This window comes from Xanthomonas sp. NCPPB 1826, from assembly GCF_056725285.1.
Genome location: NZ_CM161521.1, coordinates 3,130,987 through 3,155,691 on the forward strand (window position 1 = coordinate 3,130,987; position 24,705 = coordinate 3,155,691).

20 protein-coding genes and 1 pseudogene are annotated in these 24,705 nt (G+C 56.2%); 2 read left to right on the top strand and 19 right to left on the bottom strand.

Translation table 11 applies throughout. The features are described 5' to 3' along the window. Nucleotides 1–11: 11 nt before the first annotated feature. Nucleotides 12–1,490: an MFS transporter gene (locus tag AC1PLA_RS13210; protein ID WP_211920307.1), complete on the bottom strand. Its 1,479-nt coding sequence runs from the start codon at nucleotides 1,488–1,490 to the stop codon at nucleotides 12–14. Continuing rightward, nucleotides 1,487–3,673 carry an alpha-L-rhamnosidase-related protein gene (locus AC1PLA_RS13215; protein ID WP_481104714.1) on the bottom strand — a complete coding sequence of 729 codons (2,187 nt, stop codon included), beginning with the start codon at nucleotides 3,671–3,673 and terminating at the stop codon, nucleotides 1,487–1,489. The genes AC1PLA_RS13210 and AC1PLA_RS13215 overlap by 4 nt, the downstream gene beginning before the upstream one ends. 242 nt (nucleotides 3,674–3,915) lie before the next feature. Here AC1PLA_RS13215 and AC1PLA_RS13220 point away from each other — a divergent pair, with 242 nt between their 5' ends. Further along, nucleotides 3,916–5,994, top strand: coding sequence for a glycoside hydrolase family 97 protein (locus AC1PLA_RS13220; protein WP_104573534.1), 2,079 nt, complete (start codon nucleotides 3,916–3,918; stop codon nucleotides 5,992–5,994). A 311-nt stretch (nucleotides 5,995–6,305) separates the two neighbouring features. Then, nucleotides 6,306–9,065, top strand: coding sequence for a TonB-dependent receptor (locus AC1PLA_RS13225; protein WP_481104715.1), 2,760 nt, complete (start codon nucleotides 6,306–6,308; stop codon nucleotides 9,063–9,065). 820 nt (nucleotides 9,066–9,885) lie between these two features. On the opposite strand, the gene AC1PLA_RS13230 is transcribed toward AC1PLA_RS13225, so the two are convergent. The 17 genes and pseudogenes from AC1PLA_RS13230 to virB11 form a co-directional block, all read right to left on the bottom strand. Beyond that, complete coding sequence (locus AC1PLA_RS13230) at nucleotides 9,886–11,502, bottom strand: alpha-glucosidase (RefSeq protein WP_481104716.1); 1,617 nt, start codon at nucleotides 11,500–11,502, stop codon at nucleotides 9,886–9,888. 517 nt (nucleotides 11,503–12,019) lie between these two features. Next, nucleotides 12,020–12,178, bottom strand: a pseudogene (locus tag AC1PLA_RS13235) (hypothetical protein); the annotation flags it as partial. Next, a complete protein-coding gene (locus AC1PLA_RS13240) occupies nucleotides 12,166–12,471 on the bottom strand; it encodes a hypothetical protein (RefSeq protein ID WP_481104717.1) in 306 nt (101 codons plus the stop codon). The gene AC1PLA_RS13240 and the pseudogene AC1PLA_RS13235, both read right to left, overlap by 13 nt. Before the next feature lie 113 nt (nucleotides 12,472–12,584). Further along, a complete protein-coding gene (locus AC1PLA_RS13245; RefSeq protein ID WP_481104718.1) occupies nucleotides 12,585–13,157 on the bottom strand; it encodes a DUF4189 domain-containing protein in 573 nt (190 codons plus the stop codon). A gap of 95 nt (nucleotides 13,158–13,252) precedes the next feature. Continuing rightward, nucleotides 13,253–13,678 carry a hypothetical protein gene (locus AC1PLA_RS13250; protein ID WP_481104719.1) on the bottom strand — a complete coding sequence of 142 codons (426 nt, stop codon included), beginning with the start codon at nucleotides 13,676–13,678 and terminating at the stop codon, nucleotides 13,253–13,255. Nucleotides 13,679–13,685: 7 nt separating this feature from the next. Continuing rightward, complete coding sequence (locus AC1PLA_RS13255; RefSeq protein ID WP_481104720.1) at nucleotides 13,686–14,201, bottom strand: DUF4189 domain-containing protein; 516 nt, start codon at nucleotides 14,199–14,201, stop codon at nucleotides 13,686–13,688. A 74-nt stretch (nucleotides 14,202–14,275) separates the two neighbouring features. Beyond that, nucleotides 14,276–15,037 carry a type IV secretion system protein gene (locus AC1PLA_RS13260; RefSeq protein ID WP_481104721.1) on the bottom strand — a complete coding sequence of 254 codons (762 nt, stop codon included), beginning with the start codon at nucleotides 15,035–15,037 and terminating at the stop codon, nucleotides 14,276–14,278. Nucleotides 15,038–15,133: 96 nt separating this feature from the next. Then, nucleotides 15,134–15,433: an IncN plasmid KikA protein gene (locus tag AC1PLA_RS13265; RefSeq protein WP_155274089.1), complete on the bottom strand. Its 300-nt coding sequence runs from the start codon at nucleotides 15,431–15,433 to the stop codon at nucleotides 15,134–15,136. Nucleotides 15,434–15,597: 164 nt separating this feature from the next. Continuing rightward, on the bottom strand, nucleotides 15,598–16,194 hold the full coding sequence (locus tag AC1PLA_RS13270; protein WP_481104722.1) for a DUF4189 domain-containing protein: 597 nt from the start codon (nucleotides 16,192–16,194) through the stop codon (nucleotides 15,598–15,600). Between the two features lie 500 nt (nucleotides 16,195–16,694). Beyond that, a complete protein-coding gene (locus AC1PLA_RS13275; RefSeq protein ID WP_481104723.1) occupies nucleotides 16,695–17,210 on the bottom strand; it encodes a DUF4189 domain-containing protein in 516 nt (171 codons plus the stop codon). Between the two features lie 43 nt (nucleotides 17,211–17,253). Further along, complete coding sequence (locus AC1PLA_RS13280; RefSeq protein ID WP_481104724.1) at nucleotides 17,254–18,423, bottom strand: TrbL/VirB6 family protein; 1,170 nt, start codon at nucleotides 18,421–18,423, stop codon at nucleotides 17,254–17,256. Nucleotides 18,424–18,479: 56 nt separating this feature from the next. Then, the gene (locus AC1PLA_RS13285) at nucleotides 18,480–19,253 is read right to left on the bottom strand and encodes a TrbJ/VirB5 family protein (protein ID WP_146098204.1); all 774 of its coding nucleotides are present in this window, start codon (nucleotides 19,251–19,253) and stop codon (nucleotides 18,480–18,482) included. 70 nt (nucleotides 19,254–19,323) lie between these two features. Then, nucleotides 19,324–21,756 (bottom strand): VirB4 family type IV secretion/conjugal transfer ATPase, encoded by a 2,433-nt coding sequence (locus AC1PLA_RS13290; protein ID WP_481104725.1) that lies wholly within the window; start codon nucleotides 21,754–21,756, stop codon nucleotides 19,324–19,326. Nucleotides 21,757–21,849: 93 nt separating this feature from the next. Beyond that, a complete protein-coding gene (locus AC1PLA_RS13295; RefSeq protein WP_104581995.1) occupies nucleotides 21,850–22,152 on the bottom strand; it encodes a VirB3 family type IV secretion system protein in 303 nt (100 codons plus the stop codon). Between the two features lies 1 nt (nucleotide 22,153). Then, nucleotides 22,154–22,546 carry a TrbC/VirB2 family protein gene (locus AC1PLA_RS13300; RefSeq protein WP_481104726.1) on the bottom strand — a complete coding sequence of 131 codons (393 nt, stop codon included), beginning with the start codon at nucleotides 22,544–22,546 and terminating at the stop codon, nucleotides 22,154–22,156. Nucleotides 22,547–22,608: 62 nt separating this feature from the next. Beyond that, entirely contained in the window at nucleotides 22,609–23,553 is a 945-nt protein-coding gene (locus tag AC1PLA_RS13305) for a lytic transglycosylase domain-containing protein (RefSeq protein ID WP_481104727.1), read from the bottom strand. A gap of 108 nt (nucleotides 23,554–23,661) precedes the next feature. Further along, on the bottom strand, nucleotides 23,662–24,699 hold the full coding sequence (gene virB11, locus AC1PLA_RS13310) for a P-type DNA transfer ATPase VirB11 (protein WP_039522154.1): 1,038 nt from the start codon (nucleotides 24,697–24,699) through the stop codon (nucleotides 23,662–23,664). Between the last annotated feature and the right edge of the window lie 6 nt (nucleotides 24,700–24,705).

The window sequence follows — 24,705 nt, forward strand, 5'->3', positions numbered from 1 at the left end:
CACCTGCCGCATCACTGCCCTCCCGAGGCCATTGGAACCCGCACCACGCACACACCGGCAATGAGCAAACTGGCGCCACCGATGGCCAGCGCATGGATCGGCTGACCGCCCAGCCAGACGCGCAGCACGAAGCCCAGGGCGCTGGCCGCGACCAGCTGCGGAATCACGATGAAAAAATTGAAGATGCCCATGTACACGCCCATCTTGGCGGCGGGCACGCTGTCGGATAGCAAGGCATAGGGCAGCGACAGGATCGAGGCCCAGGCAAAGCCGACACCCAGCATCGACAGCAGCAGCCACTGCGGGTCGCGGATCACCAGCATCGACAACAGCCCGGCCGCACCCAGCCACAGGTTGCACAGATGACTCCAACGCAGGCCGATCGCACGCACCAGCAATGGAATGACCAATGCCGCCAACGCCGCAAACCCGTTGTAGGCGCCGAACAACACGCCCACCCAGTTCGCGCCTTCGTTGTAGGCTGCCGATGCGGTGTCCTTGGCACCGAAGTGCACCTGGGTAACCGCCGCGGTGGTGTAGATCCACATCGCAAACAGCGCGAACCAGGAGAAGAACTGCACCCAGGCCAGGCGTCGCATCGTCAGCGGCATGCTGCGCACGTCCTGCACGATCGCCACCAGCATGCCGGTCGATGGCAGCACGCGCGCCAACGCAAGCAGCGCACCGTAGGCGATGCATAAGCCGGCCAGCACGTAGAGCATGCGGTCGCCGTGCTGCCAGGCGATCGCAGCGGCGAGCAGCACACCGATGCCGCACCAGAGCACGCTCGCACGCTGCGGTGGCAAGGTGCCGGCGACCGCTGCAGCCGCTACAGGCGGATGCGCATCGTCGAAACTGGCCAGCTGCTGCGGGCTGTATTCGCGCGTGCGCAGCACCGTCCAGCTGATCGACAGGAACAGCACCGCGGCACCGAGGTAGAAGGCATAGCGCACGCTGTCAGGCAACTGTCCTGGCGGCGCGGTATTGGCCACACCCCAATGCGTGAGCAACCACGGCAGGAAACTCGCCACAATCGCGCCGACCCCGATGAAGAAGCTCTGCATCGCATAGCCGGTGGGCCGCTGCGCCGGTGGCAGTTGATCGCCGACCAGGGCGCGGAATGGCTCCATCGAGATGTTGATCGATGCATCCAGCACCCACAACGTGCCTGCGGCAATCCACAGCATCGGCGCGTTGGGCATCACCAGCAAGGCCAGTGTGGTGAACACCGCGCCGACCATGAAATACGGGCGCCGGCGCCCCCATGGCGTCCAGGTGCGGTCGGACAGGTAGCCGATGATGGGCTGCACGATCAGACCGGTGAGCGGTGCGGCAATCCACAGACCGGGCACATCGTCGACCTGCGCCCCCAGGGTCTGGAAGATGCGGCTGGCGTTGGCGTTCTGCAACGCGAAGCCGAACTGAATACCGAGAAAGCCGAAACACATGTTCCAGATCTGCCAGAAACTCAGGCGTGGCTTGGCAGTCATTGCGCAGCCTCCGTGCTCGCTGCGGGGCCGACCAGCAGCGCGCTCACCTGCGCGGTGTTGACCACGCCATCGCGACCGCCGCGGCCGCCGTTGTACTGCGCAAAATGCGCGAGCGCGCTCATGTTGAAGCCATTTTCCAGCCGGAATCTGCACTGCTGCCCGGCCACCGCAGTGAAGCTGACCTGCGTGGACAGCTGCTCGCCTACGCTATGCGGCATCACCACGACCTGCGACTGCGTGGCCTGCCCCGGGCATTCCAGCAGCAGCCGCTTGACCGCCGCAGTGACGCCGGTATTGATGGGGCCGTTGGGGTTGCGATAACGCAGCGATACGCGATGCTGACCCGCGCGCGTGACAGTCCAAACCCAGGCCTCGCTGCCCGTGACCTCCTGCAACGGGCCGAGCGTCAGCGAGGGACCGTGCAGCGACTCCAGGCCATCGGAGCGACGGGTCAGGCTGAGCACGTGCAGCAGGCCGTCCTCGCGCAGGTACCAGTGCTGCGTGGCGTCCAACGCATGCCCATCCATGTACAGCGTCGCCCCAGCCGGAATCACAATGCGATAGCCATCGCCCTGCCGTTGCGCGACGGGCGCCTCCGGCGTGCTGGGTGCGAACACCTGGCCTGGCTGAGGCGGGGCGGTGGTATCGGCCTTGCGGCCGATCAGATGCACCAACGTGGTCTGGCCTTGTTGCTCGACCTTCCCCGCCACCAGCAACTCACCTGCACTCGCCGTCGGCCGCTGCAGCACATAGCGTCGGGCGCCCTGTTCAAGCACGATCTGCTGACGATCGCCAAACAACAACGGCACCAACGTATGCGGCAGTTTCGGCGTCACGCTGCCATCGGCGCCAATGCCGAACACGCCTTCCAGCACCGCGGAGAGATACCCAGCAACCGACCACAACTGGCGTGGCGAATTCACTACCGGGCCGCTACGTGTGCCCTCCTCCACATGCACCGCCAGGCTCTGCATCTCGTAGTTTTCCATGTTGGAGCCGGCCAGCGCGCTGCCGCGCATCAACGACTGCAGCTCCAGCGCAATGCGCGGCGCGTCGTCCAGCTGGCGTGCGGCGCGTAGCGCATACGCACTCACGAAAGGCCAAACGGCACGATTGTGATAAATCGGCTGCTCGGCGTCCTGCGGCCACACCACCGGGCTGCCGCCGGCAACCAGCGGATACCTGCGCAGCGCGGCACGCGCACGCTCCTTCGGAAACACCTCGGCCAGCACGCCAAGCGACACGCCGAGCAGATCGACCTTGGCATAGCGCACCGGATGCGCCGCATTGCCCAGATAGCTCACATACTGATTGCTGCGCGCATCCCAGAAGCGCGTGGCGATGGCCTGACGCAGGGCATCGGCCCACTGGGCGTACCTGGACGCGCGCGCATCGCCATGCTGGCGCGCCAGTTGCTCGGCCAGGCGCAGGGCCTGGTAGTGCAACACGTTGGTGGACAGGGCGAAGGACTCGGCGATGAAGCGCACATCCTGGCGCGTCCACTCCGGGTAGGTCTGCTCGCGCCAATCCAGAAACGAGGTTTCGCCGCGGTAGAGGCCGATCTGCGCATCGAAGACCGCGTCACGATCCTGCGCGAGGGTGGCCTGCAACGCCTCCCAGACCTCTTCAGCGAACGCCTTGTCATCCAGCAGGCCGCGCGCGGCAAGAAACCACACCACCCGGTCGCTGCTGATCGGCCAGCTGCCACCGGAGCCGGTGTCCTGCGCAACAAACACCCCTGGCGTCTGCCCGTCGCGCGCCGCCGACAGCTTGAAGCGCAGCGCGTTGCGCGTGCGCTCCGGCTCCAGCCGCCCCAATGCCAGATCGGCGGCGAAGCTGACATCGCGCGTCCACACGTAAGGCCAGCGCTCACCGGTTTCGAAACACACGCACGGCACCGGCTTGCCGTCGTTGAAGGCCGGATCGCGGATCGCCTCGACACGGTCGTCGGCCATTTCCTGCTGCGCCATGGCGAACAGGGCGTCGAACAACGGACTGGCGGTATGGGTGCGCATCGGCTGCGGCCCGATGCTGCGCTCGCCCTGCGGCCAGCGCAGCACGAAACCGCCGTCTTCTAGCGCCTGCGCTTGCGCATGGCGGCCCTGGAACTCCAGCTCATCGGCCAACACCGGCGAGCTTGCCGCAACGCCGAGCGTTGCAGCCATGCAGATCATCTTCAGCATCGAAGCGGCCAGACGGCTTGCACCGTCGGCCTCCCTCCCTCGTTGCACGCGTTGTAGTGCGCGGCACTGGCGTGCCACGGGCGCGGACCCTCCCAGGTGCCGTGACGCCATGGTAGACGCGCGCTCAGCGGTTCCGCATCAATGCATACGTATTCATGGCAATGGCCGCAGTGCAGCATGGCCCATCCACGCCACAGCGCTGCATAGTCGCCGCTGACGCAACGGCCGCCTTGGGAGGGGATATGCCGCTGGTTTCACATCGCGTGCGTTCGATAGCGCGCGCCGCACGCAATGCGCGACTGCTTGTCCTGTTGCTTGGCAGTCTTGCGGGCATCGCGCAGGCCGAGCGCATCGCCATCAGTGCCGATTCGCCCGGCAACGTCCTGCAGGTCACGCTGGAAGTGGACGGCGGCACGCCCTACTACCGCGTGCAACGCCTGGGCCAGCCAGTGCTGGAACGCTCGCGCCTGGGTTTCCAGTTGCGCGACGGCCGGCTGGACCGCGGCCTGGTCGTCCTCTCGCAAGCACGCCAAGCCCATGACGATACCTGGGAACAACCCTGGGGCGAGACGCGCCTGGTGCGCAACCACTACAACGAACTAAGCGTCAGCCTGGGCGAACGCAGCGGCGCGCAACGCCGCTTCGATGTGATCTTCCGCGTGTACGACGATGGCATCGGCCTGCGCTATCACTTTCCCGAACAAGCGGGATTGCGCGAAGCCATCATCGACGAAGAAGTGACCGAATTCGCCGTCGCGCAACCGTCCGAGGCATGGTGGATTCCGGCAGGCGAGCCGATCCACTACGAATACCTGTATCAGCGCACGCCGTTGAACCAGGTCGCGCTGGCACATACGCCGCTCACCTTGCGCACCGACAGCGGGCTGCATGTCGCGCTGCATGAGGCGGCGCTGGTCGACTACGCCGGCATGTGGCTGCGCCGTGCCGAAGGCCAGCGTCTGCGCGCGCAACTGTCGCCCGCCGCCGAAGGCTGGAAGGTGCGGCGCAAGCTGCCGTTCGATACGCCGTGGCGCACGCTGCAGATCGCCGACCAGGCCACCGGGCTGGTGGAATCCAACCTGATCCTCAACCTCAACGCGCCCAATGCCTTGGGCGATGTGAGCTGGGTCAAGCCGTCCAAATATGTCGGGGTGTGGTGGTCAATGCATCTCAACCAGCAGACCTGGGCGACCGGTCCGACACACGGCGCCACCACTGCCAACACCAAGCGCTATATCGACTTCGCTGCGGCACACGGCTTTCGTGGCGTGCTGGTGGAAGGCTGGAATCCGGGCTGGGACGGGGAATGGTTCGGCAATGGCGGCAGTTTCGATTTCACCCGGCCGACACCGGATTTCGACCTGCCCGCGCTGAGCAAATACGCCGCCGGCAAGGGCGTGCATCTGATCGGCCATCATGAAACGGGGTGCGCAGTGGATCATTACGAAGACCAGATTGCCGAAGCGATGGACCTGTACGCCCGGTTCGGCGTGGACTCGGTCAAGACCGGCTATGTCTGCGACGACGGCCAGGTGGAACGTCGTAACCCGGCAGGCGGCACACCGCTGCGCGAATGGCACGACGGCCAATGGATGGCGCGCCATCATCTGCGCGTGGTGCAGGAAGCCGCCGCGCGCCACCTGGCGGTCAACGCGCACGAGCCGATCAAGGACACCGGCCTGCGCCGCACCTATCCCAACTGGATCTCGCGCGAAGGCGCGCGCGGCATGGAATACAACGCCTGGGGCCAGCCACCGAATCCGCCCGAGCACGAGGTCAACCTGGTGTTCACCCGCCTGCTCGCCGGGCCGATGGATTACACGCCCGGCATCGTCAGCCTGAAAGGCCGCAACGGCCAGGCGATTCCCAGCACGCTTGCGCGCCAGCTGGCGCTGTACGTGACGCTTTACAGCCCGATCCAGATGGCGGCCGATCTGCCCGAGCATTATCTGCAGCACCGCGACGCCTTCCGCTTCATCGAAGACGTGGCGGTGGATTGGGATCAGACCCGCGCCTTGAATGGCGAAGTCGGCGACTACGTCACCATCGCGCGCAAGGACCGGCATAGCCGCGACTGGTTCCTGGGCAGCATCACCGACGAGCATGGCCGGCTGCTGCAGGTGCCGCTGGGATTCCTTGAGCCCGGCGTGCGCTACACCGCGCAGATCTATCGCGACGGCGACGGTGCGGACTATGTCAGCAACCCGTTCGCCTTTGTCAGCGAACAACGCCAGGTCAGCAGTGCCGACACGCTGGAATTGCGTCTCGCGCCAGGCGGTGGGCAGGCGATTCGCTTCGTGCCGGTGGATGGCAGGCGCTGACCTGGTCGCAACAGGCTGAAGAGATCTTCCACGCGATCGAGTGCATCGTGCAGCGGCACGGCAGCCGCTGCGTGATGCGGTGCTGCCGTCTCACTACAAGCCAGATGGCTTAGCGCGCCGCAGCAAAGCCGGCGTGGAATCGATTCCAGCGCCATCAGCCGGGTTGAATACGTATGCATTGCCCGTTTGCACCCAGATGCCGTGTCTACCATACGTCGCAGTCGTGATGTCCGTCGTGGCGCGCGATGCAATGCATCCAGGCGTCTGCCGGATCGAAAATTCAAAGAACAACATGTACCTGGGAGGGGAAAATGTTGAAGCACAAGCGCTCTGCGCTGAGTATCGCCCTGGCCGTTGCCATGGCACCGACGTTGGCTGCCGCGCAATCGGCAACGCCGGCGCAAGCAACCGACACCGAACAAACCGCCGGCGCGGTGACCGACTTGGACAAGGTCCAGGTCACCGGCCTGCGCCGCGCGATCGAAGGTGCCATCTCGGTCAAGCGGGATTCGACCTCGATCGTGGAAGCCATTTCGGCCGAAGATATCGGCCGGCTGCCGGACGTCAGCATCGCCGAATCGCTCGCGCGCCTGCCTGGCCTGGCGGCGCAACGTGTGGCCGGTCGCGCACAGGTCATCAGCGTGCGCGGGCTGTCGCCGGACTTCTCCACCACGCTGCTCAACGGCCGCGAAGTGGTCAGCACCGGCGATAACCGCAGCGTGGAATTCGACCAGTACCCGTCCGAACTGGTCAGCGGCGTCACTGTCTACAAGACGCCCGACGCCGGCCTGGTCGGCCAGGGCCTGTCCGGCACCGTCGACATGCAGACCGCACGCCCGCTCAGCTACAACGAGCGGGTGATTGCCATCGGTGGCCGTTACCAGCGCAATTCGCTGGGCAAGGCCGCCAACGTCGATCCGTACGGCAACCGCTTCAATGTCAGCTACATCGACCAGTTCGCCGACCGCACCATCGGCCTGACCATCGGCTACGCACACACTGACATGCCGATCCAGGAAAATCAGGTCGGCCTGTACGAACCATGGCAGCCGGTCAACGCACAGCGCCCGCGCCCAGGCGTGGCCGACGGCGTGTATTTTTCCGACGGCATCAAGTCATTGCGCCGCACCGGCAACCAGAAGCGCGACGGCGTCATGGCCACCTTGCAATACCGCCCGTCCAACGCCTGGACCAGCACGCTCGACGCCTTCCACACCAAGGCCGAGCAGATCGACACCGCCAACCAGTTCGAGCTCAACCTGAGCAACTACAACGGTGGCTATACGCCAGGCCTGAACATCAGCAACGTGCGCGTCAACGACAGCAACAGCTTCACCGGCGGCGATGCCAGCGGCGTCTATCCGCTGGTCCGCGGCATGTACAACAAGCGCGAAGACACCATCGACGCGTTTGGCTGGAACAACGAAATCACTGCCGGTGCGGTCAAGATCACTGCCGATCTCAATTACTCCAAGGCCACGCGCGACGAACTGAACCTGGAGAACAATCTTCAGCGTGCGCCCATGCCGCAGCTGGATACCGTCGGCGTATCGGTTGTCGGCAACGGTTTCTCCCAGCTGGCGCCCGGAATGGATTACTCCAATCCCGATCAACTGTTTCTCACCAACACCATCTACGGCTCCGGCTACGGCAAGGTGCCGAGCGTGGAAGATGTGCTCAAGGGCGCACGCCTGCAGGCCAGCTTCCCGATGCCCGAAGCGCTGAGCTGGTTCTCGGATCTGGATGTGGGCGTCAATTACGCCAATCGCGAAAAACAGAAAACCCAGCCGGAAGGCAACATCACCCTTGGCGCGCAGGGCGAATCCACCATCGCACCGGACCTGCAATATGCGCCGGTCAACCTGGGCTTTGCCGGCATCGGCACCCTGCCCGCCTGGAACGTCCCGGCCGTGGTCTCGCGTTACATGCTGTTCAATCCCAGCGACGATGCCTCGTTCCTGGTGTCAAAGGCCTGGATCGTCGAAGAGAAGATCACCACCGCCTGGCTGCGTGCCAATCTCGATACCGAGTGGGGCGATGTGGGCGTGCGCGGCAATATCGGCGTGCAGCTGCAGAGCGCCGACCAATCCTCGCGCGCCAACTACTGGGACGCGTCGCAGCCGGCGGGCAGCGAAGTGCGCCCGATCGACGACGGCAAGACCTATCGCGACTGGCTGCCCAGCCTGAATCTGGCCTTCCAGTTCCCGTACGAACAGACACTGCGCTTTGCGATGGCAAAGCAGGTCGCACGCCCACGCGTGGATCAGCTGCGCGCCTCGCTGGAATTTGGCGTCGACACCTCCACCGGCCGCCCCGGTGCCAGCGGCGGCAACCCGATGCTGGATCCCTGGCGCGCGAACGCCATCGACCTCTCCTACGAAAAGTATTTCGCCGAGCGCGCCTACGTGACCGCCGCGTTCTTCTACAAGGACCTCAAGAGCTACATCTACACCCAGAGCCGCGACAACTACGATTTCTCCGCGTTGGTGGCCGGCTATGTGCCACCACCGGGCTCGGCGCCGGTATTGACCACCGGCACCTTCAGCGCCCCGTTTAACGGCAAGGGCGGCACCCTGCGCGGCGTCGAACTCACTGCTTCGCTGCCGCTGGATCTGGTCTTCGCTCCCTTGGAAGGTTTCGGCATCCAGGCCAGCGCCACCTTCAACGACAGCGACGTCAAGATCCGCGACCCGGAAAGTGCTTCCAGCGTCGGTGACGGCGAAATCAGCCTGCCCGGCCTGTCCGAACGCGTCTACAACCTCACCGCCTACTACGAGCACAAGGGCTTCGAGGCACGCGTCAGCCAGCGCCGTCGATCGGACTTCATCGGCGAGATCGGCAACTTCAACGGCAACCGCACGCTGCGCTACGTGGTCGGCGAAAACATTACCGACGCGCAGATCAGCTACAGCTTCAACGACAGCAGCGATCTTGCCGGCCTGACCGTGCTGCTGCAGGCCAGCAACCTCAGCAATTCTCCCTACCGTACCTACGCCGAAACCAAGGACCGTCCGCTGGAATACATCGAATGGGGCCGCACCTTCGTGCTGGGCGTCAACTACAAGTTCTGATGAGCTGTGAACTGCAAACGATGCGCTGATTGGCTACATCTTTGTCTGTGGCCACATTGCTAACTGTGGCTACGCTACCTACGTGACAACCGGCGCATCACCTGGCTGGCCGGCCCCGGTGCCAGCCCTCTCCACCGGGACACCAAAGCCTCTCCCACCGGTAGAGGGGTTGGGGTGAGGGCTCGGCACAAGCGCAACGCGCGCCAATCAAGCAGGGCCAGTTCTGCTCTGTCGGGCTCCATGGGCCGTCATTCAAGATGCGGCCTCTAACTAGAAGAACCGAATGCTCTCCTGATCAAAACGACAACATCGACCAAAGAAAACCCGCCGACGTGATACCGGCGGGTTTTCTTTTGATCCAAGATTTTCAAAATCCAAGCTCGCATTGCCCTTCGCAAAGCGCACAGGATCGTCCGCCAGTCATGTCCCCTGCGCATCAGCACCTCCCTGCGCATAGCATTCGCCTGTGCACCGGAACGGGGCCAATCTCCCGACACCATCAGCGCCTACCTGCACCAACACGAATCCAAGCCGCTGCTGCAAGGCCGCCTGTAACGCTGACGTGCTCGCAGTCGATCGCAATTCACGTGTGGCCTTCCGGTCAAAAAAAACCCGACTGGCGTGGAGAGCAGCGCACCCTCCCTCATCCACAGAGCAAGGACCTGATCGGCTTGGAATAACCACAGAACTGGCGTGACGCTATAAATGCTCGGCGAATCAAGCAATCGTCAACTACAAAAAAAGCGAGGCATTCCCAAAAGGAATGCCTCGCTGCGTTCCAGAAAATCACGTACCAACAGTTAGCTGGCGCGACACACCATCAGCAAACTTCGATCGCACAAACCACTGCATGCCCGGCCAAGCGCAGGTGGTCATGTTCGATGGCTCCGCGCTCTACGCCGGGCACATCAACCTGCTTCCACGCGCCAGCCGGCATCCCAAGCTCAGCTACGTCGGCCGACAGATTGAATGCCAGCAACATCACCCGGCCGGCGTGCTCGCGCCGGAACATCAGCACAGGTTCGGCGGTGTCGTAGAACTTGATCGTACCCTCACGCAACGCAGGCTCGCCCTTGCGCCAAGCAAGGAACTGCCGCACCGCGCTGAGCACGGACAACGGATCGTCCTGCTGCACGCTCACCGCAGTCGCACGATGCTCCTCAGCCAGCGGCAACCACGGCTTGCCGCTGCTGAAGCCTCCCGACGGCGCAGCCGTCCATGGCATCGGCGTGCGGCAGCCATCGCGCCCCTTGAAGGTTGGCCAGAAGGTGATGCCATAGGGATCGCGCAGATCCTCGAACGCCACATCCGCCTCGCCCAGGCCCAGTTCCTCGCCCTGGTACAGGCAGATCGACCCGCGCAGCGAGCACAGCATCGCCACCACCATCCGCGCGAACGCTGGCGACGCGTCGGCCCCGCCCCAGCGCGTCACCGCGCGCACCACGTCGTGGTTAGAAATGGCCCAACATGGCCAACCTTCCAGCATCGTGGCTTCGAGCCGGCTCACCGTCTCGCGGATATAAGCAGCGCTGTAGTCCTGCACCAGCAGCTCGAAGCTGTAGCCCATATGCAGGCGGCCATGAGCGGTGTACTCGGCAGTGGTCGCCAGCGAGTCTTCCGACGAGATCTCGCCAAGGCTCACTGCATTCGGATAAAGATCCAGCAGCCCGCGCAAGCGCTCGAGGAACGCTAGATTTTCCGGCTGCGTGTTGTTGAAGTAGTGGTACTGATACGCGTAAGGGTTGTCGGCACTGAACCCACGCCCCACCCGCTTGTCGGCTGGCTTGGCCGGATTGTCACGCAGCTGCACATCGTGGAAGCAGAAGTTGATCGCATCCAGCCGGAACCCATCCACCCCGCGATCCAGCCAGAAGCGCACGTTATCCAGCGTCGCCTGCTGCACCTCGGCATTATGGAAATTGAGGTCCGGCTGATCCACCAGGAAGTTGTGCAGGTAATACTGCTCCCGCCGCGGCTCCCATTGCCACGCCACCCCACCGAACAGCGACAACCAGTTGTTGGGTGGCGTCCCGTCCTCACGCGGATCGGCCCACACGTACCAATCCGCCTTTGCGTTGGTCCGGTCCTGCCGGCTCTCCTGGAACCACGCATGCGCGATCGAGGTGTGGCTCAACACCTGGTCGATCATCACCTTCAAGCCAAGGCCATGCGCTTTGTCGAGCAGCCGATCAAAGTCATCCAGCGTCCCGAACAGTGGATCCACTGCACGGTAGTCCGCGATGTCGTAGCCGAAATCGGCCATAGGCGACTTGAAGAAAGGCGAGATCCAAATCGCATCCACGCCCAACCCTGCGATGTAGTCGAGCTTGGCGATGATCCCGGGCAGATCGCCTACCCCATCGCCATTGGAATCCAGAAAACTACGCGGATAAATCTGATAGATGACGGCCCCGCGCCACCATGGTGTCTGCGACATGTACGCCCCTCCCGGGCCAATGCGGGCGCCAGAATAAGCGCCCTGCTAAAGGCATTAGCGTAACTGCGCAACACGGAACGAGGGCGCTCGCGCATACGTATTCATCGGCGGGCAGCTTACTAAAAACTCCAGATCAGAAACCCACACGCATCGCCCCAACCTTTTGTTAGTTCTCTTACCTCCCCCACTGGTCTCGGATCTGCAGAGTCTAGATACGATTGACAAGCACTCTTTGGTTTTGCCTGCACTGTAACTGTGACGATCAAGACGAGCTATTTTAAAGTAATCCGCCATCGGCTTAGCGCAACTTTTACCAGTGTTGACTCCTACCAACTTGCCGGACATACACATTAGAATCGCACAAGCATCACCAGCCTCAACTGAAGAATTCATGGCCATTAATGAGAATACGCAAGGTAGAAAAATTTAACTGCATCCTCCAACATGGATTTATTTCAATAGAAAACCTCACTTCCGTTATTCTGGGCACCCAAGCCCCTAACCTCAGCCAGCCTATTTAAATTTCAGAATCTCTCAAAATCTGCTCAGAACAGGCAGAATAAATTATGCTGCAACTCCCTCTTTGAAGTGTTTTCCCGCAGAGTGATATTGCTTTTGCACTAGCTATTTCTACAGATCTTTCGCTGACGACAGCGCTTTTCCCTATTCTAGATTCTGGAAAAGCATATGCAACACATTGATTCCTGCAAGAAAGAGCGACAGTACAATCTTCTCGCCACCTTCGGAACGACGCGCCAAGGCTTCTATTTCCGCCTCTTTTTTTGAGAGCTTTCTAATCGATGCACCTGAACCACTAGTGGGAGAACTCGCAATCGCGCACCATGTTTTTATCCAGCGGCCTGGGGGAATAGCACGAGGAGCAGGAATTTCTTGGCTAGAAGCATAGCCAGTAGAAGATGAAGGCGCTGGCCCACATGTTGCAATACCCGCGGCTGTCCTATTGGACATGCAGTCTGAGCTTCAGCAACACCATCAAAGGTGCAATTGCACACTAAAAAGAGATAAGCGAAACCACCTCTTTTCAAATCGAATCTGAACTGACAATAGAGCGGCTTTAGATTTCAATACTTGAAAAAGGCAGGCTTACTGCACGCAGAATAAACTGCTTTGCAATCCCCTCCACTCTCATTGCAATTATTGACCGCACGCGTTTTAGCGTAGTTTTCATCCTGAGCAAGCCCCGTCGAAGCAGGCTTACCCTTTATAGAATGCCACGCCAGGGCAATGCATTGATTGCTATAAGTTGTTATAAGTTTGCATCTCTTTGAATCCTCTACCGCGCAAGTGCTAATCGCTTTAGAAGCTGCGTCGGACTTGCTTTTCAAGTCTGAAGAGGTTCCAACGCTACCAGTCGAATCATCGATCGCAATAGCTCCCCATCGCGACTCCCATTTTCCGGTGGGAATCGCCCTAGGTGCGGGAACCTCATTACTGTATCCACCACTACTACTTTCGGTAGGACCACACATTGCAGAGCCAGCCGCAGTGCCAATTGGACAAGCTGTCTGTGCAACGGCCCCATTTACAGAAACACCAGAAAATAAAATGATGCTAAAACCAACAATGGCTATCTTCACTTTACACCGCCAAATTTTAATAAACCGATTAAACCTAATTACTGTAATCGGAAGCATTTTTCGAACCTACCAGCATATCCGACATGGTCTGCTGCCCTCTTGTAAGCGGAGAATTAATACCGATGTTGATATTACGTTCTTCTCTGCCTACATCAGAAGGTTCTTGTGGAATATATCCACAAGAACCGGGAGGCTGCCCTTGGGACTCGGATGGCTCGCAGCACCAGAGGCTCCAGTCGCCGCCCCATTGCCGCATATGGTGTAAATGCACCAAGCGTGTCCTCGACGAATATCGCAGCCATCGGAGGTGCAGTCAGGATTAGTGTCGTCAGAATTAAGCCCATGCTGCCTTGCTGCAGCGCTTGGCTACTGCTAATTGATGTAAAATCCTGAACCAACACGTAACCCAGCGGCGAATATCCCCAGAAGGCTTTGGACACTTTGGTGACCATGCCCAAAGCATAGATGTCATGACTGCCAGCAAGGATCTGCAGAAGAAGGTTCCAATCCATGCAAGAGCCACCGTTGGAACAGATTTTTCCATCCAAAAATTTAAGCGCTCCCCAAACAGACAACATCGTACGTCTAGTATTTATGAAAAACCGGAAGGCTACATGACGAATAAACTCCCCTGCACTCCCCACCATATTTTTCGCACTTCGTCACTGACCTTTCTATAGCGACATTTTTTTCGTTACTCAGGCCGGTAGCGAATTTCTTATTCCTCTCAGACGGCCACGCCAACGCAATACACTGATTGCTATAAGTCGTAATCACCTTGCAGTCGTTAGAACCATCAGACTCACAATCATTTTTGGCACGCGACACCGCTTCTGATTTACTAGCCAAGTCACTAGAAGTACCGACGCTACCTGTGTTGCCGTCGATTGATATCGACCCCCATCGTGACTCCCATTCGCCGTTCGGGACAGCGCGCGGCCGTGGGAGTTCGTCAGCGGAGCCCCCAGCCGAGCTGGGCGACGGACCACACATAGCTGAGCCCGCGGCCGTACCGATTGGACAGGCAGTCTGTGCAGAAGCATCAAGAACAACCATATTACCAATAAAAATAATTAGAATTGAAGTAACTAGATTTTTCATAATTATTTCCAGTTAAACGTGCCCAGCCATCCATATACAGATTTTATGCAATCCCTCGATCTTGTGCGCACCCTTTACGCCTGCGAGCAGCTCGCAGGAGGGAATACCACTAAAAAACTTGGAAGATTAACTCGGGAGCCGCTAACATTCTCTCTAGCCGCATCAACTGGCATAGGCGGAAAGTAGCCATAAGTCCAGGCGAATACCCATGCAGGCCCGGACGGCGCAGCACCCGAAGCCCCATTCGCCGCCCCCATTGCCGCATATGGTGCAAATGCACCAAGCGTGCCCTGGAAGAACATCGGAGCCATAGGAGGTGCAGTCAGGATTAGCGTCGTCAACATCAAGCCCATTCCGCCTTGCTGCAGCGATTGGCTACTGATACCTGATGTAAAATCCTGACCCGACACGGAGCACAGCAGCGAAGACCTCCAAAAGGCTAGGGACACTTTCGTGACCATGTCCAAAGCAATGGATGTCATGACTGCCAGCACGGACATGGAGAAGAAGGTTCCAATTCCATAGAAGAGCCACCGTTGGAATAATGATTTCGTTTGTTCAAATAGCAGACAAAGAATGAACAATGGCCCAAAACCGACGAACAGCGCCATCGCGATGCGGTAGAGGAGCATCATGGAACCAGCCACAACGGCCGGGCCGCCAGTCCCAATGCCAACCATCCACATCGCACGGGATTTCTGCGAATCCAGTGTAGGATCTTGTACAACGTCGAGGACGTCGATGCTAGATAGAGCGACCTGCATCCATCCCAGGCTTTCGTCTACCTCATCTTCCGGCGTCTTGTTTTCGGCCGTGATCGGATAGGGACCCGACATTCCGATCGAAGCCGCAATCGTAACAATCGATATACTCTTAAAAACTATTGCGCGGCAAGCTTCCAATTTTTGAAACAAAGCCTAAATAGAAGCTTTTTAAAAACCCAAGCGCATAGTACCAAATTTTTCGTTGATTCGTTTACCTTCACCGCTAGTCTCGGAGCTGCAAGAGTCTAGATATGATTGACGAGCATTCTTGGTTTTTCTTTCACTGTAACCATGACGATCAAAACGGACGATTTTAAAATAATCCGCCATAGGCTCGGCGCAACTTTTACCTGTGCTTACGCCCGCTAGTTTTCCAGACATGCACATCAATGTAGTGCAGGAGTCCCCTGCATAGACTGGTGAAGCGACAACCCAAAGCACCCAAATCAAAGACTTCAAAGCGCTCATTTTCAAACCTCCTTGATAGACATAACACGAAATTCCAAAAAAAATTAAAGCAGATGATTAGCATTCTTCTACGAAAGAATTAGAACAGGCAGGATAAATCATTTGACATATAGCGCCTGAACCCGCTACACCCACACAAACTAAAAGCTCATCATTTCCTCAGATTAAAAACTCCTAAATTTAGGCTCTGAGCACTCTGAGAATGTTACTTTGCAAACCCTACCAGACTTTTCGCAACTTTTACCGGCTATCTTTATTGCATTATCCACAGAGGAAGCATTAGCGATAGCACCTCCTGCACCACCATCAACTGGGTTAACAGAAGCAACACATTGATTTCTATACGTTACTATTACACGACAATCAGCTGCACCCCAAGTAGCGCATTTAGATAGTGCATCTGTAGAGGCATCTACTTTGGAAAGAAAGCCAGCACTTAGACCGGTATCTCCATTAGGAGACTGTGCAACCGCGCCCCAAGTTTTTAGCCATTCACCATTAGGCCTGGGTGCAGGAGTCGTTATATATCTGTCAGAGCCAGAGCCCTGACTCTCTGAAGGCCCAGGACCACACATCGCACTACCAGCCGCAGTGCCAATCGGACAGGCGGTTTGGCCAAATGCTGCAGTGATCGGCAAAATTAAAAATAGCGCAGCGCAAGAAAGTGCAGGTCTCGCGGAAATTGAGTTATGCATTCCTGCCTCCAGGTCGCTCAGGTAAAGGAGCATTAGCAAATTTCCCTTCCGACTGCTGAGGGCCATCAACTGCTCCGCGTGTCACCCTCGTGGGTGAGGCGGTTCCCACGACAACATCAGAGTTAGCATCTCTAGCAATTTGGGGAGGTGAATAGGTCTGTGGTGCATAAGATCCTGGCGGTTGTCCCTGCGGCCCGGGACGGCTAGCTGCACCAGTCGCCGCCCCCATTGCCGCATATGGCGTAAATGCACCAAGCGTGCCCTGGAAGGGCATCGCAGCCATTGGAGGTGCAGTCAGGATTAGTGTCGTCAAAATCAAGCCCATTCCGCCTGCTGCAGCGCTTGGCTACTGATACTGATGTAAAACCCTAACCCAACACGGAGCACAGCAGCGAAGATCCCCAAAAGGCTAGGGTCACTTTCGTGACCATATCCAAAGCAATGGAAGTCATGACTGCCAGCACGGACATGGAGAAGAAGGTTCCAATTCCATAGAAGAGCCACCGTTGGAATAGATTTTTCCATCCAAAAGGTTAAGTGCTCCCCAAACAGACAACATCATACGCCTAGTATCTATGAAAAACCGGAAGGCTGCACGACGAATAAACCCCCCTGCACTCCCCGCCATATTTTTCGCAATTCGTCACTGACCTCTGTATAGCGACATTTTTCTCGTTACTCAGGCCGGTAGCAAATTTTTTATTCCTCTCCGACGGCCACGCCAACGCAACACACTGATTGCTATAAGTCGTAATCACCTTGCAGTCGTTAGAACCATCAGACTCACAATCATTTTTAGCACGCGACACCGCTTCTGACTTACTAGCCAAGTCACTAGAGGTACCGACGCTACCTGTGTTGCCGTCGATTGATATCGACCCCCATCGTGACTCCCATTCGCCGTTCGGGACAGCGCGAGGCCGTGGGAGTTCCTCAGCGGAGCCCCCAGCCGAGCTTGGCGATGGACCACACATAGCTGAGCCTGCAGCTGTACCAATTGGACAGGCAGTCTGTGCAGAGGCATCAAAAACAACGACATTACAAAAAAAAATAATTAGAATTGAAACAACTAAATTTTTCATAATTATTTCCAGTTAAACGTACCCAGCCATACAGATGCCGATTTTATGCAATCCCTCGGTCTTTGTGCGCGCCCTTTGCCCCTGCGAGCAGCTCGCCGGAGGGAGTACCACTAAACCTTGGAAGATTAACTCGGGAATCACCAACATTCTCTCTACCCGCATCAACTGGTGTAGGCGGAGAGTAGCCATAAGATCCAGGCGGCTGCCCCTGCGGACCCGGACGGCTCGCAGCACCAGAAGCCCCAGTCGCAGCCCCCATTGCCGCATATGGCGTAAATGCACCAAGCGTGCCCTGGAAGAACATCGCAGCCATTGGAGGTGCAGTCAAGATTAGTGTCGTCAAAATCAAGCCCATGCCGCCTTGCTGCAGTGCTTGGCTACTGATACCTGATGTAAAATCCTGACCCAACACGGTGCCCAGCAGCGAAGATCCCCAAAAGGCTAGAGACACTTTCGTGACCATGTCCAAAGCAATGGATGTCATGACTGCCAGCACGGACATGGAGAAGAAGGTTCCAATTCCATAGAAGAGCCACCGTTGGAATAATGATTTCGTTTGTTCAAATAGCAGACAAAGAATGAACAATGGCCCAAAGCCAACGAACAGCGCCATCGCGATGCGGTAGAGGAGCATCATGGAACCAGCCACAACAGCCGGGCCGCCAGTCCCAATGCCAACCATCCACATCGCACGGGATTTCTGCGAATCCAGTGTAGGATCTTGCACAACGTCGAGGACGTCGATGCTGGATAGAGCGACCTGCATCCATCCCAGGCTTTCGTCTACCTGATCTTCCGGCGTCTTGTTCTCGCCCGTGATCGCGTAGGCGATCTCCTTCTTGACATCGTCGTTGACGAACTTCTGGATGAAAGGACTAGACATCCCGATCGAAGCCGCAATAGTGACAATCAATGCGCTCTTACACATCGTCACGATGAATGCGGCCATCGACTCCCGACTACGACCTGTGATCATGTTAAAGCCCTGGATCATCACCCAGATCGTCAACACGATCATTGCAACGCCCGAAACCCAGAGCGTAAAACGTCCCAGAAGACCTGCTTCAAAGTCGGAGATTCTATTCGTCAGATAACTCATGATCTGGCGATAGAAGACGAAGTCACCGACCGACGAGACACCCGGATAAGGACTGAGTGCCTGCACACTCAGATTATTCATCCATTGCCCAAAATTTGAAATTCCATTTGCCATTACAACACCTCAATCAACGGTTCGGGCAACGATGAATATCCTGAAAACTCCGCTCACTAGTCTCCAAGCGCTTCAGCAAGAGCAGCAGTTTTCACCACAGTACCCAATATATTCTGCTTCCCACGCAACATATCCTGCGTAAGTGCGCGCTGGTTATCTTCCAACGCAGCGATATATGTGTCATAGCCCTTGACTTGATTATTCACTTGCTCAAAAGTCTTGGTCATGCGCGTATTTGTATCATTTAGAGAATACATAGAAGCATTAAGATCACCTGGATTCACACTGAAATTGCGCAGGGACATTAGCTTGTTCAAGCTCTGATCCATGGTCGGCATAGTTTCAGCTAGAAAACCAACGACGTAGTTGTAGCGTTGATTTTTCATATACTGAATAGCCACGCAAAGCTGCTTTTGTTGCTCACGCGGATTATTATTCGCAAACCCAGTAGAACTACTCAGCATGCTTGTGATGGACGACATGCTAAAGCTAATACCACCGCCGCAGCGCTCGAATCCAAAATTAGGCGACACCGGCTCAAGTTTGACCCCACTTGGCAGTCCGAACGTATTGATCATAGACTGCAACTGAACTAGGTTTTTCTGAAGCAGTTCAAATTGTGCAGTGTATTGGCTGTACTCCACCCCCCACTGCTTTACGGTGGCAAGCATATTCTTGATGGACTCTCCAATCGCAGCCACGTCTATAACGGGAACGCCACTAGCTCCAGCATTGATCGGCACCAACGTCAAGCCAAGACTGGCATACAAGGAAATCGCCAAAATCCGGGCCTTTAGTTTTGGAAATCCAACTTTCAACTGACGACTCATGGACATTCTCCTATCATTCATATTTACGACAACAGCGACAGAATCTGGTTTCAAACGACCGGTTATGTTTCTAAACTACTGCCTTTCCTTTACCAGAACCCTTTCTATTTTCATAAAACGCCGGCAGCCACTCTTCGGGCGGCACGTCGTTCGCGGATACATGCAATCGGGAGGCAGCATCATTGACCGAAGCATGCATGATCTCGATGTTGTCGGTAGACGCTGAAATCACCGCTAATGCATCGTCCATTCCGCGCAGGTTGAGCTGACAGACACTGGAAGCGTGCCCCTGCTTAACCAAGAAACAGCGAGAACGCTCATCCAATCCAATCACGACTTGATACTCCGCTTCGCTGAGCTTGAGTCCGTTGATATAATCTTCGCGATCCGCATTCGGATTGGGCAGAAGGATCAACGTCGCAGTCTGCTCGATCAGGGCCGCCGAAATGTCGCTTTTCAGCGCATCTTCCGGGCTTTGTGTTGCAAAAATACCTAGGCCGTTCTGTTTACGAATAGTTTTCTGTTTGTTTTTTGCGAATTCCTTCAAGCCGCCGCCGCCATCAAGGATCTTCCAGAACTCGTCCATCACGTAGATCAGAGGACGACCATCGATCAGCGTTTCCAACTTATGAAGCAGGTAATTGATGACCGGCACACGGACTTCAGGATTGTCGATGACGTCCGTATAATCAAAACCGATGATGTTCGCACGCGACAGATCGATGGTGTCGACTGGATTGTCGAACACCCAACCTAGAGAATTTCCGGAAGTCCAGCGGCGCATACGCGCGAATAGACCATCATCACCCATATTGGGCAAACTCTTTTGAAAATTCGTCATGCTGCGCAGATGCATCGGCGTGTCAAGCATGTTCTCTACCGCTCGGAAGATATCCTCTTCCTCACGCGAGCTGTATTCGCGCTTGCCAGCCAGCACCTTGATCAAGTCGGCAAGGAATTGGACATTGCCTTCGTTTCTTTCGCATTGAAACGGGTTGAACCCGGTGGGCATACCGTTATCAAGTGCCAGATAATTCCCGCCACATGCACGCACAAAGATCTCGGCACCACGATCCTTATCAAAGAAAAAGATCGTCGGCGAAGGCTCGTATTTCTGAACTTGGCTCAACAAGAAGTTGATGAGCGCGGTCTTGCCGGTACCGGACTTACCAATTACCATCGTGTTGGCAATTGCCTTCTCTCCAAGCGAGTTTTCACTAGGATGAGTAGCATGAAAATTGAAGAAGTACGGCTGACCATTCGTGGTCTGCAGGGTGGTGACGCAATCACCCCAGGGATTATTGCTACGCTTACCACTGGCAAAATTATGGAGCGGTGATAAGCCAAGAAAATTCAGCGAGCTGACATTGGCAATCCGCGTGCGATAACGCCAGTTGCCCGGCAGCTGCGAGTAGAATGAGGATGCAACCGCAAGATCCTCCTTGGCGGAAACAAATCCTCCATTCGACAGCTCGGCGCGGGTGGCAGCAATATTCTGTGTCAGTATGTCTTGGCTGTCCGCATAAACGGCCATCGTAAAGTGGTATTCGCCAAGCACAAAATTGCCTGATGCGATCTGGTCCATCGCCATATCTAACTCTATGATCTGGCTGACCGCCTTGTCCCCAGAAGAAATCATCATGCCCTTCGTACGGTCCAGTACGCGCAAAGCATCCTGACGCCCAATAGGACTGAAGGAATGGGTAATTACATACTCGAAGTCAAGATATTTCAGACCATTTAAAATACCCGGATATGTGCCTTCAGCATACTCTTTTACGTTCAGAAGCGCGCCAAAGTGATTCACTCCATTGGGAGTATTGATCACATAGTCTCCGCTTTTTGCTGAAAACATATGTCGGCTGACAGGCAGATACTCGTTGACAGGTGCAGTTAGAACCGGCACAGGCTCATCGATTCGATTTACAAGGTAAGCAAAGAACTCCAATGTTTCGGAAAAGACAATGCCGTTTTTGGCCTCATAGATGCCAAGCCGGTAAGGGGCATAATCTCGAATAACCGCTTCGACATTGCCGGCGAGTTCCATCAATTTTGCAACAGCCTGCTCCTGCGAAGCCTGCAAGCGTTTGATGTCCGTAGATTTTTCCGCGAAACGCTTACCGCTCACCATTGGACGGTACAGCATCGTCAGATAAAGTTCATTTTGCATGAGCTTCTGCGACGACAGCATATCGAAATACTTGTCCGACAGCTGCTGATTGAACAGGTTGCTGTAACTACCTTTCTGCGTCAGCTTCCTTCTACGTCGCACGTCATGCACCCAAAAGGCAACGTTCACGAAATCTGGCGCACGCAGGGTCTGCAGCAATCTGTTAAATGTGTTGTGCCGATGCTCCAGCTCCCATTCATCGCGACCGACAAACGGCAAACCTTCTAAGTGCCAAGTCAACAGATAGTCGCCCCCTGTTGTCTTGACCACGTTGGCCGAGACATGCGACGAAAAGGGAATAAATTCGCTTATGGAGGTGTCCGGGTTGAACATCTGCTTGGCCTAGCCCCTGTGGGTAACACTGAAAATGCAAGGAAGCCGGCGTCTGACGACGCCGACCCCTAAACTATCAAAAGCCTGCCAATTTCATGGAGGCGGACTTTTCCGATAACTATTGGGTGTAAAAACCCACTTTCCTGCATTGGAACGAACGTTTCTAACTCTTAACTTGAACTGCCAACGCAATCCCAATAAGCGAAAAATCATCTCGTCGCGTCGAGCCATCTGACGCATTATGAAGATAATCACCGGAATGAGAAAAAGATATAAAAAATTCGTATACATGGAAAAAACTAACGTCCCGCCTGCACCTATGAAAAACGGAACATAGGGCACGCCCAAGAACATGGCAGGCCTGGTGCAGCCGCGGAAGACGACGTTTTTCTTCACGTTAAGCCGCCAGGAAGGGAAGGCTGTGAGTGACGAAGGCGTTAACTGCTCCGCAGGTGCCACCAGCTCCAGTACCCAACAGCATACGAGCAATCTGGCCAGCAGCACCGATCAAAACGCCACCAATCAAAATAGGAGCCACATCGCCTATACGCTTATGTGCAAATGCGATTTGATAACCGGCAAAAATTACCGCGATGGTCACCACTGCGATCGAAGCGATATTGAGCAGGCCAGTAATACTGGTGAAAAACTCACAGGTCTTCGTATCAGTGCCACCAAAATTCTGCGCAAAAGCGGACGATGCAGTCAACGCCGCCACAAATATCGCAGACTTGACGACCGTCTTGGCTGTCTGCTGGGTTTCGGGGGAAACAAATTTGGCATGCTTCATTGTGAATCTCCTTGTTAAGGCCCAACATGATGATGCACCTACCGGATCGGCCGTGCCGGAGGCTAGAAAACGAATGCCGCGTCCCCTGTTTTCACAACTGGCTGCTGTGAAGAGACAGGTGAAGGAACTGGGTGGTCTGCGGCAGCTTGCTTTGAAGGGGAACCTAGTATCACCGGTACTCGTGAACTCATCAACACGGCAACCTCTCCATCGCTCGAAAGGCCCGTAGATGCTTGAGAGGCACTAGACGATTTTGGAGAGCTAATCGTTCTGATCCCAAGCGATTGCGCGGAAGCCTCAGGACTTCGCTGCACTGAGGAAGAAGAGCCCAAGGGATCCCCTTGGCTTGAACGCACGGACCCGCTGCTCTCGACAGCCAAATTCTGAGGGAAGACCTGAGCAGGATCAGCTGGCGGCATAGCGGTTGCGGCATGCAAACGGTCGTCCACTACACGCGACAACACGCGATCCGGCAATGACTTGAGCAATGCTTTGGCCGGCTTGACTGGTTGCCTCAGCTGCACTGGAATCTGATTCGCCAACGGAATAGGAGCGACGCCCGCTTGAGCGGTAGCCCTTGCCATGGAATCGAACACCTTTTGTACGTATCCATGTCGAAAGCCGGTCACAAAATTTCCTGAATAGTAGCAACTAAGCGCCTTGCCCCAATCTTTCCCGGAGCGTTGATAGCACTCAGAGAGAATAGCTGATCCTGCCTTCAAGTTCGGGCATTGTTGAAATGCCTGCTCGTAAGACTGCAGACCGTATTTCGACAAGTTGTAACGATTTACTTGAGCAAGCCCAAGAGAAAAGTTATAGCCCTTTTCCTGAAGCATCTGGACCGTCGAAAGCGCTTCGCTCAAATTCATCGGCTGCCGTACGAGCCGTCCACCTACGACGCCGATGGCATAGGGGTTGTGCGAAGACTCTACTTGGACAACATGCTGCATTACAGAAAGCGGAGCGGCCATCTCTCCACATGCCATGATTTCAATTCCAGGGAGCACGATACGCCCTCCTCTCTGTCTCACACTTGGTGCCAAACAAACGTGTATACGCACAGATGACCGAGGTGCCCTCATTCAAGGATAAAAAAAGCATTCCGTCCTTTCTTATCATGACTGAAAGCTCCTTTCTGGGTTGAAGTCGATACCTGTGATATACCGCCGACCTTCGTGCGCCTTGATATGAACGATTATATCGATTGTCATCATCAACAATCGTTTAATCACATTGAACTCTAAGCCAGAACCCTCAACCGATGCCTTCACCATTAAAGCCAATTGGTCCCACGTCTGCTCCGGGCTGCCTGCATGGCAGCTAGTAATGGAACCAGGATGTCCAGACGCACAGTTTCGTATAAAATAAAATGCTTCATCTCCCCGTAGCTCTGCCAAGATAATTCTATCCGGCTTCATACGTAGGCAAGCCTCCATACAGCTCTTGGCTGTCACGTTGCTGGCGCTCTGCCCACCTTTAGAATAGAGCAGATGAACCACATTAGGCTGCGAGATAAACAGCTCCCGCGCATCTTCGATCGTGACAAGACGCTCACTACCGGGGATATGGTTGACTAACGACTTCATGAACGTAGTCTTGCCGCTACCAGTCGCACCAGAAACAACGATATTTTTTTTGTACAGTACTGCTTGCCTGAAGAACTCAGCATATTGCCGACATTGGCGTAGCATCAGAAGTTCTTTGTCGTGCTCGCTTACTTCTCCGCTGTGCTCCAGGATCTGATCAAAAAATCCATCTTCCTGATATTGAGAAAGCGTCTTCGTATGCTTAGAGGGCAAACGGATTGTAATAGAGACTTTACCGGAATCGCAGGCAGGGGGAATAACAAACTGAGCCCGTTGACCTGTTGGAAAAGTCAGTGAAACAACCGGATCAGCGTCAGTAATACGCTGACCCGTGTTACTTTCATTGACGACTGCTGTACAGAATTGGCGAGCACGTTCGAACGTCAGCCCTGGCACCTCGACCTTCTCCCAACCGCTACGCGTCTCTAGATACACCTCTCCAGGACGATTTATACATATCTCCGTTACTTCGGACGAGAGCATGTATTCCCGAATACCGAGCACACTGTACTGGTATTCAAGGAACTCGCTGGATGCCTTTGAGACGGGAGAAACTTCTACGTCCACGTGTGC

What these genes read in the sequence shown, in the direction of transcription:
- AC1PLA_RS13240 (WP_481104717.1), bottom strand. Translation starts at nt 12,471, where the DNA reads ATGTCCAATAGGACAGCCGCGGGTATTGCAACATGTGGGCCAGCGCCT.
- AC1PLA_RS13260 (WP_481104721.1), bottom strand. Translation starts at nt 15,037, where the DNA reads ATGTCGGGTCCCTATCCGATCACGGCCGAAAACAAGACGCCGGAAGAT.
- AC1PLA_RS13220 (WP_104573534.1), top strand. Translation starts at nt 3,916, where the DNA reads ATGCCGCTGGTTTCACATCGCGTGCGTTCGATAGCGCGCGCCGCACGC.
- AC1PLA_RS13225 (WP_481104715.1), top strand. Translation starts at nt 6,306, where the DNA reads ATGTTGAAGCACAAGCGCTCTGCGCTGAGTATCGCCCTGGCCGTTGCC.
- AC1PLA_RS13265 (WP_155274089.1), bottom strand. Translation starts at nt 15,433, where the DNA reads ATGAGCGCTTTGAAGTCTTTGATTTGGGTGCTTTGGGTTGTCGCTTCA.
- AC1PLA_RS13245 (WP_481104718.1), bottom strand. Translation starts at nt 13,157, where the DNA reads ATGCTTCCGATTACAGTAATTAGGTTTAATCGGTTTATTAAAATTTGG.
- AC1PLA_RS13210 (WP_211920307.1), bottom strand. Translation starts at nt 1,490, where the DNA reads ATGACTGCCAAGCCACGCCTGAGTTTCTGGCAGATCTGGAACATGTGT.
- AC1PLA_RS13280 (WP_481104724.1), bottom strand. Translation starts at nt 18,423, where the DNA reads ATGGCAAATGGAATTTCAAATTTTGGGCAATGGATGAATAATCTGAGT.
- AC1PLA_RS13255 (WP_481104720.1), bottom strand. Translation starts at nt 14,201, where the DNA reads ATGAAAAATCTAGTTACTTCAATTCTAATTATTTTTATTGGTAATATG.
- AC1PLA_RS13285 (WP_146098204.1), bottom strand. Translation starts at nt 19,253, where the DNA reads ATGAGTCGTCAGTTGAAAGTTGGATTTCCAAAACTAAAGGCCCGGATT.
- AC1PLA_RS13230 (WP_481104716.1), bottom strand. Translation starts at nt 11,502, where the DNA reads ATGTCGCAGACACCATGGTGGCGCGGGGCCGTCATCTATCAGATTTAT.
- AC1PLA_RS13290 (WP_481104725.1), bottom strand. Translation starts at nt 21,756, where the DNA reads ATGTTCAACCCGGACACCTCCATAAGCGAATTTATTCCCTTTTCGTCG.
- AC1PLA_RS13215 (WP_481104714.1), bottom strand. Translation starts at nt 3,673, where the DNA reads ATGCTGAAGATGATCTGCATGGCTGCAACGCTCGGCGTTGCGGCAAGC.
- AC1PLA_RS13250 (WP_481104719.1), bottom strand. Translation starts at nt 13,678, where the DNA reads ATGTTGTCTGTTTGGGGAGCGCTTAAATTTTTGGATGGAAAAATCTGT.
- AC1PLA_RS13270 (WP_481104722.1), bottom strand. Translation starts at nt 16,194, where the DNA reads ATGGCCCTCAGCAGTCGGAAGGGAAATTTGCTAATGCTCCTTTACCTG.
- AC1PLA_RS13275 (WP_481104723.1), bottom strand. Translation starts at nt 17,210, where the DNA reads ATGAAAAATTTAGTTGTTTCAATTCTAATTATTTTTTTTTGTAATGTC.
- AC1PLA_RS13300 (WP_481104726.1), bottom strand. Translation starts at nt 22,546, where the DNA reads ATGAAGCATGCCAAATTTGTTTCCCCCGAAACCCAGCAGACAGCCAAG.